We start from the raw sequence: 15,562 nt of genomic DNA on the forward strand, positions 1-15,562 counted from the left end.
GCGTGTCCCGGCTCGGCCCCCTAGCGGGATCAGCGCGCCAGGTAGGCGGCCTGGTGGCCGAGCATGTCCATGACGTGCTGCGGCATGCTGGAGCGCAACTGGCGCTCCAGTTCCTCCAGATGGCCCGATACCGCGCGGAACGACCCCACCTTCTGGTACAGCAGGTTCTTCTCCTGCGAGATCTGCCACAGCATCGCCTGTGCGCGCTGGCGGATCGCCGCCGCTTGCTCGCGCTGGGTCTGCTGCAGCGTGTAGTCCTTGTCCAGCGCCGCGAGCCCCAGGCGCAGGTTGCGTTCCAGGAAAACGTGGGCGTAGTCGGCGGCGATCAGGTCGCGGTACTGCGCGATCAGGCTGTCGGCCAAGCCCGAGCCGGGGATGCTGGTGCCGATCGAGAGCATCTTGTAGACCGGTTCGGTGGTCTGGTTGACGAAGCCGACCTCGGGCGAGTTGTTGGGGATGGCGCTGCGGGTGGCGATCTTGTCGGCGATCGAGCGCATCAGCGTTTCCACCTTCGCGGTGAAGGGCGTGTGGCTATAGGCGGTGTTGAGCGAGACCGCGTCGCAGGCGCTATGGTTGTTGCAGCGGAGCAGGTGCTGGACCACGTCGCCGCCGCTGCCGGCGGCGGCCTGGCCGTAGAGCAACTGGCTGATCGAGGTCAGCGCCGGGGCGATCGGTTCGGGATCGCGGCTGGATTCCTCCGGGTAGTAGATCACCGTGCCGACGATGCTCATGATGAGCTCGCGCTCGGCATCATCGAGGTAGCCGCCGGTGTGCTGCAGCGCCTTCCAGGTCAGGTTGCCGACGAAGGGCGCCTTGTTGCGGATGTTGGCGTCGCCCGAACCGCGTGCGGTGGACAGGATGTTCGAGCGGTCGCTCGCGCAGCGCCGGCGCGCGGCGTCGCGGTCGCTCTCCATGCCGAGTTCGATGGCCAGGTCGGCGCAGCTCTCCTGCGAGCTGTAGCCGAGCGACTCGGCCCCGGTGCTGACGATGGCCTTGGCGGTCTCGCAGGAATTGATGCGCGCGTTGTTGATCCAGGTCTCCAGTCCCTTGGCCCATTTCGTCAGGCCCCCGAGCAACGGCGAGACCGCCTCCAGCGCCAACTGGAAGGCGATGCCGGGCAGGGCCGCGGTGATGTTACGCAGCATGTTCTTGAATTCGTCGGCCGAGATGTGGCTGAAGCTGCCGCCGAAGACATCGATGCCCCCGCAACCGGCCTTTGCGCTGGGGAACTGGACCGCCGCGAGCTGATAGACCTTGTTGGGCGAGCGCATCATCAGGTTGCCGCCGGTATAGGTGTTGTAGGCCTGCCCCCGAAACGCCCCCGGCGCGGTGTAGTTGCCGATCGCACCGAGGTTGTCGAACATCGCGTTCACTTCGCTGTTGAGGTCTCCGGCGTGCAGCGCCGGTGACGTCGCCACCAGGCTTGCGGCAACGGATACGGCCAGCACACGGCGCAGAGGTAGGGGCGTGCTCATGGGGTTCTCCTATGGCAGGGCCAGCCGGCGTGTCGCGCTGGGCAACATCGCGATGCCTTCCGGACTGCTGACGATGGAAATGCGCTCCAGCAATTGGGACTCGGACAGCACGCCGAAGCCGATCGGCGTGATCCGGCCGGTGAAGGGCTGGGCGAGGAAGACCGCCGGCACCTGCGACACCTCGAGTGCGGCCGAGATGCCGTTGTCCATGCGTGCGGCCGGAAAGCCCGGCAGCGGCCCGCCGTCCACGCTGACCGCCACCACCTGGATGCCATGCCGGGCTTGGAAGGCTTCCAGGGTCGGCGCGAAGGCGTGGCAGTACGGGCAGTCCGACCGGTAGAAGAAGAACAGCACGTGGTCCTCGCCCAGGCGGGCCACGGTGCGCGAGCGTTCGTTGCGCTGGGTCTCCTCGAAAACTTCCAATGCCTTGGCATTGACCGGCCGGCCATGCAGCGTCGGATCGAGCTCCGGCGTCGCCCAGGCCACGCGCCGGGCGACGTCGGCGAACACGGAAGCGCGGGCCACGACGCGGGCCTCGAGTTCCATGTAGCGGCGCACGTTGGCCTCGGTCGGTCGCATGATGGCGATGTTGCGGGTGTCCTCAAGCGCTTTCTGGAGCTGCTCGAAGGCTTCCAGCTCGGCGGCGCGTGTCTCCGCGGGCGGGGCGGCCGGTGGCGGCGGCAGGGCCTTGTCGTCTTCGCGCGGCGGGTCTTCGTAGAAGTGCCAGCCCCGCCAACTGTCCCGCCAGTACGGCGACCCGCTTTCCCCGGCGGCGGCCGGCAGCCCGACCGACAGGCCGAGGACAAGCAGCAAGGGAAGCAGGCGGCGGACCATGGCGGCGCCTACTCGAGGGACCGGGGCGGCCGCCCGTCGAGGCAGTAGTCGATGCCGAACGCGATCGTCTGCCGGCGCGGCCCGGGGGCGTCCGGCAGCACCACGCCTTCCTGCCAGAAAGTGACGTTCAGCCGCGCGCAGCCGGGCTGTGCGTAGCGGCGTTCGGTGGTGACGTCGATGTGGATCGGCGACGTGGCTTGGAAGTGTCGGGTGATCGCCTCGGCGATCTCTCCGGTGAGCACGCCGTATGCCGTGCCGTCGGGCGCGCGCAGCGCGGCGAGCATCACCGGCCGGGCGTCAGGCACCGGCGTGCGGTAGGGCACGTCCGCGGCGGCGCTGGGCACGGGTGCGCAGACGGCGACGAACATAAGGGCGAGAAGCGGTTTCATGGGCAGCGCCCCTGGCCGTAGTAGCACTGGCCCGCCCGCGCGGCGTTGTCCGACTGGAGAGCGCCGACGTCGGGCAGGGTGGGCACGATGGAGGCGTAGAGCTCGGAGAGGTCCATCGCGGCGAAGTCGAGCGCCTGTAGTTGCGCGATCGTGAAGCCGGAGCAATCGGGATTCCTGGCGCTGCCCCAGCCCTTGCCGACCTGCGCCCGGCCCTGCTCGTTGACGATGCGCGCCAGCACGCTGTTGAAGCAGCACTTGCCGGTGGTGTGCTCGATGCACGACACGCACTTGCCGAGCACCCGGATGCATGACGAGCAATAGGTGCCGATCTTGCGGCACAGGCGCGCGCCCTCCTGCAGGGCGAGGCGCCCCTCGTTCTCGTTGCACGACATCATCGACATCACGACGTAGATCACCACCGCGATGGCCAGCGACCAGGGGTCGAAGGCGATCACCACGTTGGTCCCCGAGTACAGCGCCACCGAGCCGGCCGGCACGGCCGCGCCGTTGATCGCGACGGTGACGCCGTAGGTCGTGAAGCTGCCGGAGAAGCCGCCGCCGAGCAGCAGCGCCTGCATGCCTTGGTACAGGAAGGCGCGGTTCGACGAATTCATCAGCACGTCATAGACGAGCCGCGACCCGGTGCCGAACAGGCTCTGGTTGGTCATGCCGGCGCCGGACGAATCCGACAGGCAGCAGTCCTTCAGCAGGCGGTCGCGGCACTTCGCCGCCTCGCCCGAGAAGACCCGCATGGTGTCGGTGTCGAGATAGACGCCGGCCTCGCGCGCCGCTTCAAGGTAGGACATGGAGCGGGCGAAGTCGGCGTCGTGGGTGTAGGCGGTGCTGAAGCAGTGGCCGGCCACGCAGAAGACGTCGGCCGGGCAGTTCGACGCGGTCAGCGCGGTGCCGGCGGCGACCGGGCAGGTGTAGGTGTGCTCGGCGATCTCGCACGAGCCGGTCGCCGCGTTCGCCTGCCGGCAGACGGTGCCCGCCGGCGTGCAGCCCGCGGCGGCGAGCGGGGCGCATTCGTCGCTGGGGGCGCCGTGCGCGCACGACAGGGCCGTCTCGTAGCGCCAGCAGTCCCGCGTGACCGGCGCGCCGTCGATGAGCTTGGTCGCCGGCCCGTCGACGCAGCGCGCCGCCTCGCTCACCGCGCAGCGCCCGTCGGCGGCGAGCGCGGGGCAGTGATCGTCCCAGCGGTCGGCCTCCGCCACCTCGGTGTGCGGGCGCAGGTAGCTCAAGGTCATCCGCGGGATCGGGCCGTAGGCCGGATTGAGCTTCCAGCCGACCACCGGGCGCTGCGAATGCACCCCCCAGAAATACCCCGGCACGGTTCCGGTCTGGTCGATGCCGAACTGCCCACCCGGCGGGGAGGTCGGCGCGTAGCAGCGCGCCTCGTCGAGCCAGGTCGGCTGCCACTCGCCCGGCTCGCCGCCGGGGCTGGTCGGGTTCAAGATGTGGTTGCCGCTCTGGGTGCCGGCGGGGCAGGCGCCGTAGACCTCGAGGAACGGGCGCACCTGCTCGCAGTTCCCGCCGATGTCGTAGCCGTACTCCTCACCGCTGCAGACCAGGCGGTACTCGCGGGCGATCAGCACGGTGAGCCGGCAGGCGTCGCCCACGCACTGGTTGTCGGCGACCCAGGCGCCGTTCTGGCCGCCGCCCCAGCCGGCACCGGTGTTGGGCAGCGTCGCGACCCGTTGCGGGAAGACGAGCGGCGTGCCCATGTCCACGTCGAAGTAGGCCAGCGGCGTGCCGCCCTGGGTGACGCGGAAATGCTGCCGCGCGGCCGGCCGGTCCGGCAGGCACTGCACCGCGGCGCCGGTCGCGCCCGAGGCGGCGGACACGAACCACTCGCCCGGCGTGCAACTGCTGCTGCGCGCCACCGACACCGTCAGGCTGCGGGCGCAGCGTTGCGCGCCGGCGCCGCTGTACTGCCGGCAGACGCGGGTCTCCGTTGCCGCGCCCGGCACCGTGTCGATCTGGCAGCCGCTGTAGAAGCTGGCGATGTTCTCCAGCGACAGCGACGGGTTGGCCGCGATCCGGCGTGCCTCGGCCACGGCCGGATCGTAGGGGGAGATGGCGTCGCGCGGCAGGTTGGCCGACGTGCTTGCGCCGACCTGGGCCTCGCAGACCGGATCGTCCGGTGTGGCGGCGCAGGCGCTCAGGCGCGCGTTGGCCTGGCCGCCGAGGTTCGGTTGGCCGTGGTAGGCGGATTCGGGCGGCGAGGCGGTGTAGCCGGGGACGACGGCGGCCGCGTCACCGGCGTTGATCGTCGGCCGCGCGGCGGCATTGGCGGCCTGGCCCGCCGCGGTGCCTTCGGCATGCGGCTGCGCGAGCGCCGTGGTCTGCGTCGCCACGAAGCAGACCAGGGTGATGCCGATGACGAGGCGGCGCATGGCGGGGCTCCTACGGTTGCCTGGGCTTGAGGCGGGCCAGGAACAGGTCCGCTTCGCGCTGGAAGTCCGGGGCCGCGCGGCGCAGGTGTGCGAGCGCATAGTCCAGGCTCACGTCGCCTGCGGTGCGCGCGAACGCCCCCGCCGGCGGGCAGGCGCCGCCGGCGCAGGCCGCCGGGCGGGTGCCGTCGCGCACCAGGACGAAGCTCGGCACGCGGGTGACGGCGAAGCGGTCGAAGGCCAGCGGATCGATTTGCACCGCGGCCTGCCGGCCGCCGATCAGGCGCTGCACGCGGGCGGCGGTGTCGCGCAGCGAGCCGTTCATGAAACCGCGCAGTACGATCAGCGCGTGAGCGCGCTCGGCCTGTTCCAGCAGGCGCGCCAGCGTGGCTTCGGGCATTGAGAGACTGGCGAAGACCAGCAGCGCGGGCCCGCCGGCCAGCGCCTGCGCACCGTCCAGGCGGGCGGCGCCGTCGGCGTAGCCTTGGGCGACGGCCGAGAGGTCCAGCGGCCGGGCGGTCAGTGGTTCGGGGAGGGCCTCGATGCGGGGTGTGGAAGGCGCGGGCGGTGGCACGGGCGACGGCGCCGAATGCTTCTCCTGGGCGCGGCGGATGTCGTCGTCGGTGACGATGGGCGTGTCGCGGCGCGCGCGTGCGATGTCTTCGTCCGTCACGATCGGTTGCGCGGCCGCGGTACTGCTGAGGATGGTGGCGAGCAGCGCCACAAACACGGCGGCGCAGCGGCGGAAAGGTTCAGAAGCCGACACAGCAGTTCCTCTTGCGAAAGAGCATGAAAGCAAAGTCCTCGCCGCGGACCGGGTATTCCTTGCCGGCGCCCCAGGTGATCGTGCTGCGCCCGAACGGCTGGCAGCACTTGCCGTCCTCCTTGCCGGTGTTGGGAATGGGGTAGGTGAGCTGGGTCTTGTAGGCGGTCTTGTCCATGACCGGCAGGAAGCAGGGGCCGCACAGCCCCGCCTGCCCGTGCCAGCCCCAGGCGATCAGCTCGCGGTGCAGCTTCGCGGTCAGGCGCTGGGCGAGCAGCGCGGCCGTGCGCACGCCGCCCAGGTGGTAGGGCAGGTGGCCGTTGAGCGGATAGACGCCACCCTGGCAGCCGGCGCACCAGAACATCTCGCGGATGCCGAAGCCCGCGGTCGCGGCCACGCAGTCGGCCGCGCAGGCGGCCACCGCCACGGGGTTGGCGAACAGCACCGCCTCCGGGTTGAGGATCAGCGTCAGTTCGTCGTCGCCCCACAGCGGATCGACTTCGGTGAGATAGGCCAGGTCGAAGCTGCCCTTTTCCAGGCAAGGAAAGTCGGTGACGACCTCCAGCCAGTACATCACCGGGTTGATGTAGAAATGCGCTTGGTAGAAGCTGCCGCCATCCCCGTCGGCCTCCGGGCGGGTGAAGCGGGCGGCTTCCGGCGCGGGCAGGCCCGGGTCGAGGTCGATGCCGCCCAGCGACACGAGGCAGAAGGGTTTGCGGACCACCTCGACGTGGCGCGCGGGCTCCCAGAAGCCGATGGACAGGCCGACGGTCGGATTGACCCCGCAGGTACACACCGGATTGGACGGGTTGTCGATGTCCTCCTGGCCGCCGAAGTTGCCGATGCGCGCGCTGCCGATGCTGATGGGGAGGATGCACGACCAGCAGAGGTCGGTGATCGGGTTCGGAAACTTGCCGGTGCAAGTGATGCCGGCCGCGGCCGGCGTCGCTGCGCTGGTGAGGCCCAGCAGCAGGCAGACCGTGACGAGCAGGCGCTTCATCGCGGCACCTCCAGCTCGTCGATGCGCAGCCGCAGGCCCTCCTGCGAGACCAGCGCCGGCACCTGCCGGATGCCAAGCCGCCGCGTGAGCAGGCCGAACTGGTCGTAGTAGACCGGAGTGCGCCACGTCTGCATCAATGCGAGGTAGGAACCGCCAGTCAGGATCGGTTTCACGCGCCCGCCGTAGTCCGTGATCAGCGCCGCCGCATGCGCGATCTGGCGCGCGTCGCGCGCATCGAAGAACAGCAGGTGGCGCGACAGCGAGACGATCTCCAGCGGATTGGCGCGCGTGCCGGCGGCGAACATGAGCCGGCCGTCGGCGTCATGCAGGTTACGGTCAAGCGTGAAACTCGGGTCGTAGTAATAGGTGCGCCGCGTCCCGGTGGGCGACAGCCCCTCGACCGGCACGGGGTGGTGAACCGCGTCGACGCCCCGCGCCCGCGCTTCTTCTTCGAGCCGCTGCAGTTCGCCGCTGGCGGCCATGTCCCGCAGGCGTTGTTCAATGAAGGCGAGCAGGTGGGGTTCGGCAATCTCGTAGGTCGGGCCGATCATGCCGGCATCGAACGCATGCGCCGACGCGTTGCCGAGGAGCAGCGCCGCAGCCGAGAGGCTCGCCGACCACGTCAGGGTGTGGCGCCTCATCGCTCGCCTCCCGTGGGGCAGTGGATCTGGCGCACGAGCTGGACCCGGGCGGCCGCGTCCTGCTGCTGGCTGGCGCGGATCAGCCCCATCAGCACCGGTTCGCCGCCGTCGTGTGCGAGCGCTTGGCGCAGTTCGAGGGTGCTGAGCGTGCGGCCGCAGCGCAGGTGGACGGCACCGAGGTAGATCTTGGCGCCTTCGGCCGCCGCCGGCGCGATCTGATGGAGCAGCGCGAGGAAGTCGAGCATCGGCATGTCGTCCCCGGCGCGGATCGGCCCGTGTGCCGGACTGGTCTGCGCGTGGGTGGTGGAAACGGACCACAGCGCGATGAGCGAGGCGAGGATGGCGATCACCACCCGCAGCGTGAAGCGGATGAGCCGGGCGACGGAAAGGGGGCGGGACATGAAGTTCTCCGTCAGAAAAGCGGCTCGACCACGCCGATCACTTGCTCGGCGCGCACCAGGCCGCTGTCGCGGTAGCGCGAGTCGAAGGAATCGGGGCTGAGCCCCAGGACGTAGTAGCAGCCGGGTGGAATGACCCCTGGCGCGATGGGCTCGAGCGGCCGGCCGTCGAAGGCGTGGGGCTTGGCGATGCCTACCGGTTCGCCGTTGACCCGCACCTCGCGCCCGACGACGGTGACCATGTCGCCGGGCAGGCCGCGCACGATCTTGAAGAAAGGCTGGCCGGCGAGCCCCGGGGAGTCGCGTGCGCCGTCGCCGGCGAAGGAGAAGACGATGAAGTCGCCGCGGCGCAAGGTGTGCTGCCCCGAATGCAGGATCGCAACCTTGTAGGGCAGGCTGGGCGTCCAGTTGAAGAGCACCGGCAGGCGCGGCGTGGGGTCGAAGAACAGCCGCAGGTAGGCGAGGCCCCAGATCGCGAAAACGGGCAGGTAGAGGTACCAGCGCCGCCTCATGTGACGCCCGAAGTCCGCCGCGGCCAGCCGCATACGGGTGAGTCCGCGGGGCGCCGGGGCTGGGGCCAGCGACTGGGTGATCGCTTCGGTGTTCATGGGGTCTCTACCATCCGGCGCAGGTGTTCGGTGAGATCGACGGTGTAGGGGGTGGGGCCAGCCACGGACGCCTTCAGGACCACCAGGCAGCCGCATTCGGCCGGCAGGGCGGCGAGCGCGGCGGGCAGTTGCCGGGAGAACGCCCGTGCCATATCCAGCGCGGCTTGGCGTTCTTCCTCCGTGCGTGCCGAGGTGAGCCGCCGGGTGAACTCGTCTTCCTTGACGCGGTACACTTCGGCGAGGTCGACCACGCCGATGGTTCGCGCGGGGCGGATCACCTGCCGGTCGTAGAGGAGCAGGGTGCCTGCCACCGCGATCAGGCTGACGAGCGCATTGGCGACGAAGAGCGTGCGCGGGTTCATAGGACGTGCCCCCGGCGCCGCAGCAGTTCGGCGATCGCCTCGTCGATCGACAGCCCTTGCGCGCGCAGTTCGTCGATCGGCGCGTTGTCTTCGAGCTTGTTCGAGAACAGCAGGTGGGTGGCGGGATCGAGGATGTTGCGTGCGACGCCTTCGCCGACCGGAGACGAGATGTAGAGTTCCGAGAAGGCCCCGGCCTCGGTGCGCAGGGAGTTCAGCAGCCGTTTCTTCGGCTCGTCCATCGCGAGCCGGCCCTTGCGGTCGAGCATCTCGATGGATTCAGGCTTCTGCCGTAGCAGGAAGACCCAGTCGGAGCAGTTGAACGCCGCTTCCATCTGGGCGCTACCGTAGTAGTCGTCGGCACTTTGTGTCGCGGTGCCGAGCGCACCGCCATATTTCCGGGCGCGCCGTGCCGCTTCCTCGACCACCGCGGCTTTCACCGGATCGTCGGCGCCGATGTCGCCTAGTTGCTGCTTCAATTCGTCGATGAAGAGCACCTTGCGCCGGTTCCGGGTCAGGTACATCTCGCCGGTGATCTGGTGCAGCAGCAGGATGTTCACCACCGCGTGCAGGTCGGGGCGGCGCTTCAACTCCTCGTTCTCGATGACGATGAAGTCGTTGGAGAAATCGACGTTGGCGCGCCCCTCGAAGAAGCGCGCGTACTGGCCGTCCCGCGCATAGGGGGCGAGCATGATCGCCAGGTCCCGGATGCGCTGGTCGTTCACCACGCCCAATTCCTCGATCGTGCCGGTCTTGAAGGCGTCGCGCAGGCCGGTGATGGTGAGGTCCTGGCCGTACGCGCGGAAGAGCTTGAGCACCACGGCCGAGATCGCCTTGTACTGGACCTCCTCCAGCGAATGCTGCATCGAGGCCATCTTCGAGATGCCCGGCACCAGCATGTCGATGTCCTCGTTGATGTCGCGCACGATCGAGAACGGATTGAGGCAGATGTCCACATCGGGCCGGAACTCGATGTAGGTGCCGTGCGCCTTCCTGCAGAGCTTCTCGAACGAGCGGCCCAGGTCCAGCATCCAGACCTTGGCGCCGATGGCGCGGTAGGACCAGGCCAGTTCGTTCATCAGCACGGACTTGCCCGAGCCGGGAGCGCCGATGATGGCGAAGTTGTAGTTGCCGAGATCGTTGTCGAAGAGGTCCAGCGTCGTCAGTTGGCCGCGCCGGCCGCCGAACACCAGGGCCGGGGTGCGCGTGCCGCGCCATTCGGCGATCAGCGGCGCCATGTGGATGGCGTTGGCCACGGTCTTGCGCGTGACCCGGCGCATCTTCGCCAAGTCCTTGTGGAAACGCTCGGTCAGCGTCATCGGCAGGCTGGCGAGCAAGGCCTGGCGGTGCATGTAGGCGTCCGCGTTCAACTGGAAGCCGCGCCCGCGCCAGATCGCGTTGGCCGCCTCATGGGCCGCCGTCACGCGCCCGGGCGTGCTGAAGATCGCCAACTGGTGGTACAGGCTCACCAGGCTGCCGCCGGTGTCGATGGCGTTGGCCGCGGCCGACCAGTCGTCGAGCTTCTTCTTCACGTCCGGCATCACGTCGGCCATCTTGGACTTGGCGTTCTGGGTCGCGCGCACGTGGTTGGCGGTGACCACCGACTTGGTGGCGTTGGGATCGAGGATGTGCACGCCCAGCGTGAGCAGGAAGGGCGCGCTGTACTGCAGCGCGGGCTGCATCAGGTCGCCGATCAGCGAACCCATCTGCCACAGCGCGAAGTGTTCCGGAAAGCTCTTGATCGAGTAGAAGCGCGCCTCGAGCACGTCGGGGCTGGCCTCCTTCCACAAGGTGAGGCCGGCGGGATGCGGGTCCTGGATGGTGTCGAAGTCGACGATCTGGTCGCGCAGCTCGCGGCCGTCGTCGTAGCGCAGGTCCGGGGCGTCGGTGCCCGACAGGCGGTCCGGATTGGTGAAGATCGCGCACCAGTTGATCAGGTCGGCGGCATCGCACACCCGGTTCGGCAGCGAGGCCGAGCGCAGTGTCGAGGCCATCGCGTCGCGCAGCGCGAGCAGTTCGTCGCGCTTGTTGAGGGCTGCCGGGTCGCCCGGGAAGGCCACGCTCAGCATCAGGCGGAAGTCGCGGACGGTGTAATGGAAGCCGGCGGTGAGCGAGTGCTGGGCGCCGTGCAGCAGATGCCCCACGCGCTGGCGTGCGAGGGCGCGGAAGAGATTGTCATTGCGCGCCGGCCGTCCCCAGTGCCGGGCCTTGTCGGCCTGGTCGGGATCCTCCACGCGCAGGTTGGCGTAGCGGCGCAGCAGGGGGCGCACGTGGGGGGAGGCGAACAGATGGAACTGCACGCCGGTGCCGGTCGGGCAGTTGGCGTAGAGCGAAGCCAGCACCTCGGTCATGCGCTCGTCCGCCCCGGATTGCGGCATCAGTTCGAGCATGAAGCCCATGCTGTCGCGGTTGGCGAAGATGCGCTCGTCGGCGAGGTAGCCGGAATAGGGCAGCCAACTCGCGAACTGCTCGGCGGGGCTGTCGGCCGACATGCCCAGCCAGGCCGCCGGACGGGCGCCGCGCTGGAGGAGGGTGTCCGGCCTGTTCATTGGAACAGCTCGCTGGGCGCTTTCAGCGTGCCGGCCGGCGGTGTGGCGGGTCGGGCGGGCGCGTCGCCCGGCGATCCGTTCCCGTCCGCGGGGCCTGCCGCCGGCGGGCGCAGCGGCGCGTGCGCATCGCGGATGCGCCGCTGGATACGGTCGATCAGCCAGCGGCCATGGTCGATCTGCACATAGACGTGGGCCTGGTCGTAGAGGTCGCCGTCGAGGTCTTCCCAAGCCTTGATCCACAGGCGCAGGTAGCGCGCCTGCGCGCGCAGCGCGGACGGCGCTTCTCCGCCGGCGGCGGGCAGACCGGCGAGCAGAGGCGTGGAGGCGGGGCGCGGTGGTGCCCCATCGGTGGTCCGGTCCGCAGGCCGTGCAGAACCGGCGGCGCGCTTGCGCTGGCCGGGCAGGTTGTTGGCCACCGCGTTGGCATAGGTGCCGGACACCGACTCGCAGGTGACGCCTTCCGGGGCCTGGCAGGCGTACTTCGAATCGCCGCCCACGCCCGACATCGACATGCAGCCCGACAGCGCCAGCGCGGCGGCGGATGGCATGATGAGCCGCTTCGCCGTCGTCATGGCCGGCCTCCCCCGGCATCGCGCAGCCGGGCTTCGATCGCCGCGCGGTCGATGAAACCCTCGGTGCGGCTGCCGTCGGACCAGACCAGCGTGGGCGTGCCCTGGATGCCGAGCCCGCGCGCGAGCGCGAGGTTGCGGGCGACCGGGTGGTCGCAGGGCGTGCCGGCGTGCGGCAGGCTTTCGTCGCCCCGCAGCATGAATTCGCGCCAGGCCGTCTCGCGATCCGCGGCGCACCAGATCGAGACGGGCAGCGCCTCGCCCTGGAAGGGCACGAGGAAGGTGTGGAGGGTGACGTCGTCGATCCCGGCCAGCTCGGCTTCGAGCTGCCGGCAGTAGGGGCAGGCCGGGTCGCTGAAGACCGCCAGCCTGCGCCCGCCGGTGCCGCGGACCGTCTCCAGCGCGTCGGCGAGCGGCAGGTCGTCGAACACGAGTGCGGCGGGGACTGCGGCCTCGGCCGGCTGTTGCCGGGCGGCGAGCCGGGGCGCGGTCAGGTCGCGCAGCGTCAGGGTGTCGAAGAGATGCCCGAAGACGAAGTAGCGCGGATCGTGCATCAGCACGTAGGCCACGTTGCCCTCCATCCACACCTCGAAGAGCCCCGCCACCGGCGAGGGCGCGATCTCGGTGAAGCGCGTGCCGGGATGGGCCGCTTCGAGCATGGCGCGCAGTCGGGCCGTCTCGTCAGGGCCGGTGTCGGCGGTCAAGCCAGTCGAGGCGGACAGGGCAAGTGCGGCGAGGGGGACGACGTGGCAGGCCCACATTGCGAACCGGCGCGCGGGTGTTCCCCCGCACTCAGTAGTCGGGGTCATCGGCTGCCTCCAGGTAGCGGTTGGCGGGGGACAGGTCCGCGCGGCCGTCCCGGGCGCCGGGCATCGGGGTATCGATGCGCACGCCCTTGGTGATCACCACGTCGATCTCGCGGCCGGCGTCGATCTCGATCACGGGGAAGGTGTTCTCGGCCAGGCGGATGTAGTACTGGGCGAGACGGTCGAGCGCGCGGCCCACGCCGGTGCCCAGGCCCGCGCGGTAGGCATCGGAACCGGAGGTGGAGGCTACGGTGCCAAGGGCCGAGGTGCTGTAGTCGGTCGAGGAGGTGGCCAGGCCCTGGCCGATGCCGCTGACGACGCCGGCCAGCAAGGCATTGGCGAGCATCTGGCCCTGCTTGGTGACGAGCCGCCCGCGCATGCCGACCTTGCCGTCCTCGCCGTAGATCGAGCCCTGGATGCGCACTTCGAGCGTGTGGCCGTCCGGGCGCACGCACGACAGGTTTTCCGTGCGCAGGTAGGCGCGCTCCGAGCTGATGTCGCCGTAGCCGGCGGCGAGCACGAAGCACTCGCGGTACTCTCCGCGCATGCGGTTGGGCAGCACCGAGTTGTCCGACAGGCGGATCAGCACGGGATGCGGGTTGGACTGGGACTGCCCGCCGGTGGGGGCGTCCAGGCCGCCGAGCAGGGTGCCGCGGGTGAAGCTCACGGGCAGGTAAGTGGAGAGGGTGCGGGCTTCGCCGGTGCTGTCGCCGGGCAGGGTGCCGGGTGCCGTCGAAGCGGCGCTGCCCGGTGCACCGGCGGGCACTGGCAGGTTGGCGCGGGGCGCGAGGGTGACGCGGCTGATGGCGGGCGGCGGGGGCGGCGCCACCAGTGCATCCGGGGGCAGGGCGGCGGAAGGCGCGCCGGACGGCGCCGGCGGCAGGCTCTCGGCAGGCGGCATCGTCGTCGGTGAGGGCGGCTGTGGTACGGGCGGCGGAGGCGGCGTGGGCGGGGCGGCGGCCTGGCCGGCAGCGGTGAGTTTCTGCTCAAGTTCGGCGAAGCGCTGCAGGGTGCGTTGCTCGAACGCCGTCCGTTCGTTGTTGAGGCGGTTCTGCTCCTCGCGCTCGGCCTCGTACTGGGCGAGCTTGCGGCCGGCGGTGCCGACCCACTGGTCGAGCGGATTCACCTGTCCGCCCGGCGGCATCACGCCGATGTTGGTCACCCCGCTCGGGCGTGCGGCGGTGTCCGTGCCCACCGGCCGGCCGGGTTCGCCGGTGAAGGCGAAGATCAGCCACAACAGCCCGATGCCGCCCGCCATGATGGCGGCCAGCAGGAGGTACTGGCGCTGGCGCGGCGAGAGCCGTTCGAGCAGGCTGCCGAGGGCGCCGGCCGGCCGTTCGTGCGGCGAGCGGGAGAGGCTCATGGCCGGCTCTCCTGGCGGATCACGAAGACCTGCGTGCGTTCGCTCGGGCGCAGGTTGTGGTGCTCGATGGCGATGGCGGCCACGCGGCCCGCTTCGTCGTCCTCGCGGTCGAATTCGGGCTCGGCGAGCACCATGGGGGCGCCGCTCACGTTCTGCAGCAGGTAGCGCTCGCCGACGAGGCCGCGGCCGCGGTAGATGCGGTCGAGGTGGAAGCGCGCCTCGCGCCACAGCACGATGGGCTGGCCCACGTCCTCGGCCTGGATGTCTGGCGGCAGGCGGTCGGTGGCCATCGCCACCAGCAGCGCCTTCAGCGCGCGGACATGGCTGGCGGCGGTGCCGGTGGCGGCACGTGGGGTCGTGGTCTCCACGCGCCGCTGCGCGGCCGCCCGGTCGCGGATGACGATGGTGTCGGCCGGGGTGTCGGCGCGGCGCAGCAGCAGGGTGTAGGTCGCCTGCGCCGAGGAGACGAACAGGTTGACCGGCTTCGCGCCGTCGCCGACCGGGCGGACGTAGATCTCGCCCTTGTCGCGGTCGCACTCGAGCACGATCTCGCCGGCGGGATTGACCGGGGCGGCCGTCGTGGGCGTGCCGGCGCCCGTGGTGCCCGGCGGCGCCGGCAGGTCCGGCGTCGCGGCGCAGCCGCTGGCGTAGATGTTGCCGAACACGTCGGTGATCGGCGCACCTTCGATGCGGATGCGGGTGGGCTCGTGGATCGACAGGATCGCCTCGACGGCGACCCCGTCGCTGGCGTCGAGCACCTGCAGGGCGTGGGCGCCGGCGGCGCCCGCCGCAAGCGCGGCCGCCAGCGTGGCGCGCAGGGCGGCGCGCAGGCAGGCAAACGCAGGTCTAGCGGCCCGCATAGGGCACCTCCTTGAAGGTCCTGAGGTGCATGCGCGTGCCGGCGTAGCCGAACTCGACCAGATAGGCCTTCGGGTCGTTGCTGGTCTCGAAGCCGTTGACCAGCGTGCGCAGCCGTCCCCGGATGACGACGTTCTGGCCGTCCTCGCTCGGCACGAGCTGCTCCGGGGCGAAGGCGGTGGCCGCGTTGATACGCTTCAGGCGTTCCGCCTCGACTTCCTGGCGAGCCTTGAGCGCGCCGTGCTGGGCCGGATCGACATAGGTCAGCAGGATGTCTTTCTTCCAGTCGATCGTGCCGGGGCTCACGTCGAGCACCAGCCAGGCGATGAAGCTGCCCATCTGCTCCAGGTAGGCCCCGCTCGCCTTGTCCCGCGTGACCCAGAACGACTTGTCGATCGTCGGCGGCACGATCACCGTGCGCTCCGAACCCAGCACGTTCAGCAGCGCGACCAGGGCCAGGATCTGGCCGGCTGCGAGGGCGCCGACCGCCAGGCCCAGGCCGCGGTTGCGGCGCAGGAGTTCCTTGCGGTCGGTGTTGAGCCGTTCGAAGTCCATGG

16 protein-coding genes are annotated in these 15,562 nt (G+C 70.3%); all 16 read right to left on the minus strand.

The genetic code is table 11. The annotated features are described in order from the left end of the window. Positions 1–29 precede the first annotated feature (29 nt). A complete protein-coding gene (locus tag E6C76_RS12945) occupies positions 30–1,475 on the minus strand; it encodes a conjugal transfer protein TraH (RefSeq protein ID WP_136348623.1) in 1,446 nt (481 codons plus the stop codon). A 9-nt stretch (positions 1,476–1,484) separates the two neighbouring features. Continuing rightward, positions 1,485–2,309, minus strand: a complete 825-nt coding sequence (gene traF / locus E6C76_RS12950) for a conjugal transfer protein TraF (RefSeq protein ID WP_136348624.1) — start codon at positions 2,307–2,309, stop codon at positions 1,485–1,487. 8 nt (positions 2,310–2,317) lie between these two features. After that, on the minus strand, positions 2,318–2,698 hold the full coding sequence (locus E6C76_RS12955; protein WP_136348625.1) for a hypothetical protein: 381 nt from the start codon (positions 2,696–2,698) through the stop codon (positions 2,318–2,320). Further along, complete coding sequence (gene traN / locus E6C76_RS12960) at positions 2,695–5,094, minus strand: type-F conjugative transfer system mating-pair stabilization protein TraN (protein ID WP_136348626.1); 2,400 nt, start codon at positions 5,092–5,094, stop codon at positions 2,695–2,697. The genes E6C76_RS12955 and traN overlap by 4 nt, the downstream gene beginning before the upstream one ends. A 10-nt stretch (positions 5,095–5,104) precedes the next feature. Beyond that, positions 5,105–5,857 (minus strand): type-F conjugative transfer system pilin assembly protein TrbC, encoded by a 753-nt coding sequence (gene trbC, locus E6C76_RS12965; RefSeq protein ID WP_230976262.1) that lies wholly within the window; start codon positions 5,855–5,857, stop codon positions 5,105–5,107. After that, positions 5,844–6,854: a conjugal transfer pilus assembly protein TraU gene (traU, locus tag E6C76_RS12970; RefSeq protein ID WP_136348627.1), complete on the minus strand. Its 1,011-nt coding sequence runs from the start codon at positions 6,852–6,854 to the stop codon at positions 5,844–5,846. Before traU ends, trbC begins: the two co-directional genes overlap by 14 nt. Beyond that, the gene (gene traW, locus E6C76_RS12975) at positions 6,851–7,495 is read right to left on the minus strand and encodes a type-F conjugative transfer system protein TraW (RefSeq protein ID WP_136348628.1); all 645 of its coding nucleotides are present in this window, start codon (positions 7,493–7,495) and stop codon (positions 6,851–6,853) included. Before traW ends, traU begins: the two co-directional genes overlap by 4 nt. Beyond that, positions 7,492–7,896: a hypothetical protein gene (locus tag E6C76_RS12980; RefSeq protein WP_136348629.1), complete on the minus strand. Its 405-nt coding sequence runs from the start codon at positions 7,894–7,896 to the stop codon at positions 7,492–7,494. The genes traW and E6C76_RS12980 overlap by 4 nt, the downstream gene beginning before the upstream one ends. A gap of 11 nt (positions 7,897–7,907) precedes the next feature. Continuing rightward, positions 7,908–8,405: a conjugative transfer signal peptidase TraF gene (gene traF / locus E6C76_RS12985; protein WP_230976263.1), complete on the minus strand. Its 498-nt coding sequence runs from the start codon at positions 8,403–8,405 to the stop codon at positions 7,908–7,910. Between the two features lie 92 nt (positions 8,406–8,497). After that, on the minus strand, positions 8,498–8,863 hold the full coding sequence (locus E6C76_RS12990; protein ID WP_136348631.1) for a hypothetical protein: 366 nt from the start codon (positions 8,861–8,863) through the stop codon (positions 8,498–8,500). Next, positions 8,860–11,409 (minus strand): type IV secretion system protein TraC, encoded by a 2,550-nt coding sequence (gene traC / locus E6C76_RS12995; RefSeq protein ID WP_230976264.1) that lies wholly within the window; start codon positions 11,407–11,409, stop codon positions 8,860–8,862. Before traC ends, E6C76_RS12990 begins: the two co-directional genes overlap by 4 nt. Further along, a complete protein-coding gene (locus E6C76_RS13000; protein ID WP_136348632.1) occupies positions 11,406–11,981 on the minus strand; it encodes a TraV family lipoprotein in 576 nt (191 codons plus the stop codon). Before E6C76_RS13000 ends, traC begins: the two co-directional genes overlap by 4 nt. Then, positions 11,978–12,787 (minus strand): DsbC family protein, encoded by an 810-nt coding sequence (locus E6C76_RS13005; protein ID WP_230976265.1) that lies wholly within the window; start codon positions 12,785–12,787, stop codon positions 11,978–11,980. The genes E6C76_RS13000 and E6C76_RS13005 overlap by 4 nt, the downstream gene beginning before the upstream one ends. Next, the gene (locus E6C76_RS13010; RefSeq protein ID WP_136348633.1) at positions 12,771–14,147 is read right to left on the minus strand and encodes a TrbI/VirB10 family protein; all 1,377 of its coding nucleotides are present in this window, start codon (positions 14,145–14,147) and stop codon (positions 12,771–12,773) included. Before E6C76_RS13010 ends, E6C76_RS13005 begins: the two co-directional genes overlap by 17 nt. Continuing rightward, positions 14,144–15,007, minus strand: coding sequence for a type-F conjugative transfer system secretin TraK (locus E6C76_RS13015; RefSeq protein ID WP_136348634.1), 864 nt, complete (start codon positions 15,005–15,007; stop codon positions 14,144–14,146). Before E6C76_RS13015 ends, E6C76_RS13010 begins: the two co-directional genes overlap by 4 nt. After that, positions 14,994–15,560 (minus strand): type IV conjugative transfer system protein TraE, encoded by a 567-nt coding sequence (gene traE, locus E6C76_RS13020; protein ID WP_136348635.1) that lies wholly within the window; start codon positions 15,558–15,560, stop codon positions 14,994–14,996. Before traE ends, E6C76_RS13015 begins: the two co-directional genes overlap by 14 nt. Positions 15,561–15,562: the final 2 nt, after the last annotated feature.

The organism is Pseudothauera nasutitermitis (genome assembly GCF_004801295.1).
GTDB classification, from domain to species: Bacteria; Pseudomonadota; Gammaproteobacteria; order Burkholderiales; family Rhodocyclaceae; genus Pseudothauera; species Pseudothauera nasutitermitis.

What these genes read in the sequence shown, in the direction of transcription:
- traN (WP_136348626.1), bottom strand. Translation starts at nt 5,094, where the DNA reads ATGCGCCGCCTCGTCATCGGCATCACCCTGGTCTGCTTCGTGGCGACG.
- E6C76_RS12955 (WP_136348625.1), bottom strand. Translation starts at nt 2,698, where the DNA reads ATGAAACCGCTTCTCGCCCTTATGTTCGTCGCCGTCTGCGCACCCGTG.
- traF (WP_136348624.1), bottom strand. Translation starts at nt 2,309, where the DNA reads ATGGTCCGCCGCCTGCTTCCCTTGCTGCTTGTCCTCGGCCTGTCGGTC.
- traU (WP_136348627.1), bottom strand. Translation starts at nt 6,854, where the DNA reads ATGAAGCGCCTGCTCGTCACGGTCTGCCTGCTGCTGGGCCTCACCAGC.
- E6C76_RS13000 (WP_136348632.1), bottom strand. Translation starts at nt 11,981, where the DNA reads ATGACGACGGCGAAGCGGCTCATCATGCCATCCGCCGCCGCGCTGGCG.
- E6C76_RS13005 (WP_230976265.1), bottom strand. Translation starts at nt 12,787, where the DNA reads ATGACCCCGACTACTGAGTGCGGGGGAACACCCGCGCGCCGGTTCGCA.
- traW (WP_136348628.1), bottom strand. Translation starts at nt 7,495, where the DNA reads ATGAGGCGCCACACCCTGACGTGGTCGGCGAGCCTCTCGGCTGCGGCG.
- E6C76_RS13010 (WP_136348633.1), bottom strand. Translation starts at nt 14,147, where the DNA reads ATGAGCCTCTCCCGCTCGCCGCACGAACGGCCGGCCGGCGCCCTCGGC.
- E6C76_RS12945 (WP_136348623.1), bottom strand. Translation starts at nt 1,475, where the DNA reads ATGAGCACGCCCCTACCTCTGCGCCGTGTGCTGGCCGTATCCGTTGCC.
- traF (WP_230976263.1), bottom strand. Translation starts at nt 8,405, where the DNA reads ATGAGGCGGCGCTGGTACCTCTACCTGCCCGTTTTCGCGATCTGGGGC.
- E6C76_RS12980 (WP_136348629.1), bottom strand. Translation starts at nt 7,896, where the DNA reads ATGTCCCGCCCCCTTTCCGTCGCCCGGCTCATCCGCTTCACGCTGCGG.
- E6C76_RS12990 (WP_136348631.1), bottom strand. Translation starts at nt 8,863, where the DNA reads ATGAACCCGCGCACGCTCTTCGTCGCCAATGCGCTCGTCAGCCTGATC.
- traC (WP_230976264.1), bottom strand. Translation starts at nt 11,409, where the DNA reads ATGAACAGGCCGGACACCCTCCTCCAGCGCGGCGCCCGTCCGGCGGCC.
- E6C76_RS13015 (WP_136348634.1), bottom strand. Translation starts at nt 15,007, where the DNA reads ATGCGGGCCGCTAGACCTGCGTTTGCCTGCCTGCGCGCCGCCCTGCGC.
- traE (WP_136348635.1), bottom strand. Translation starts at nt 15,560, where the DNA reads ATGGACTTCGAACGGCTCAACACCGACCGCAAGGAACTCCTGCGCCGC.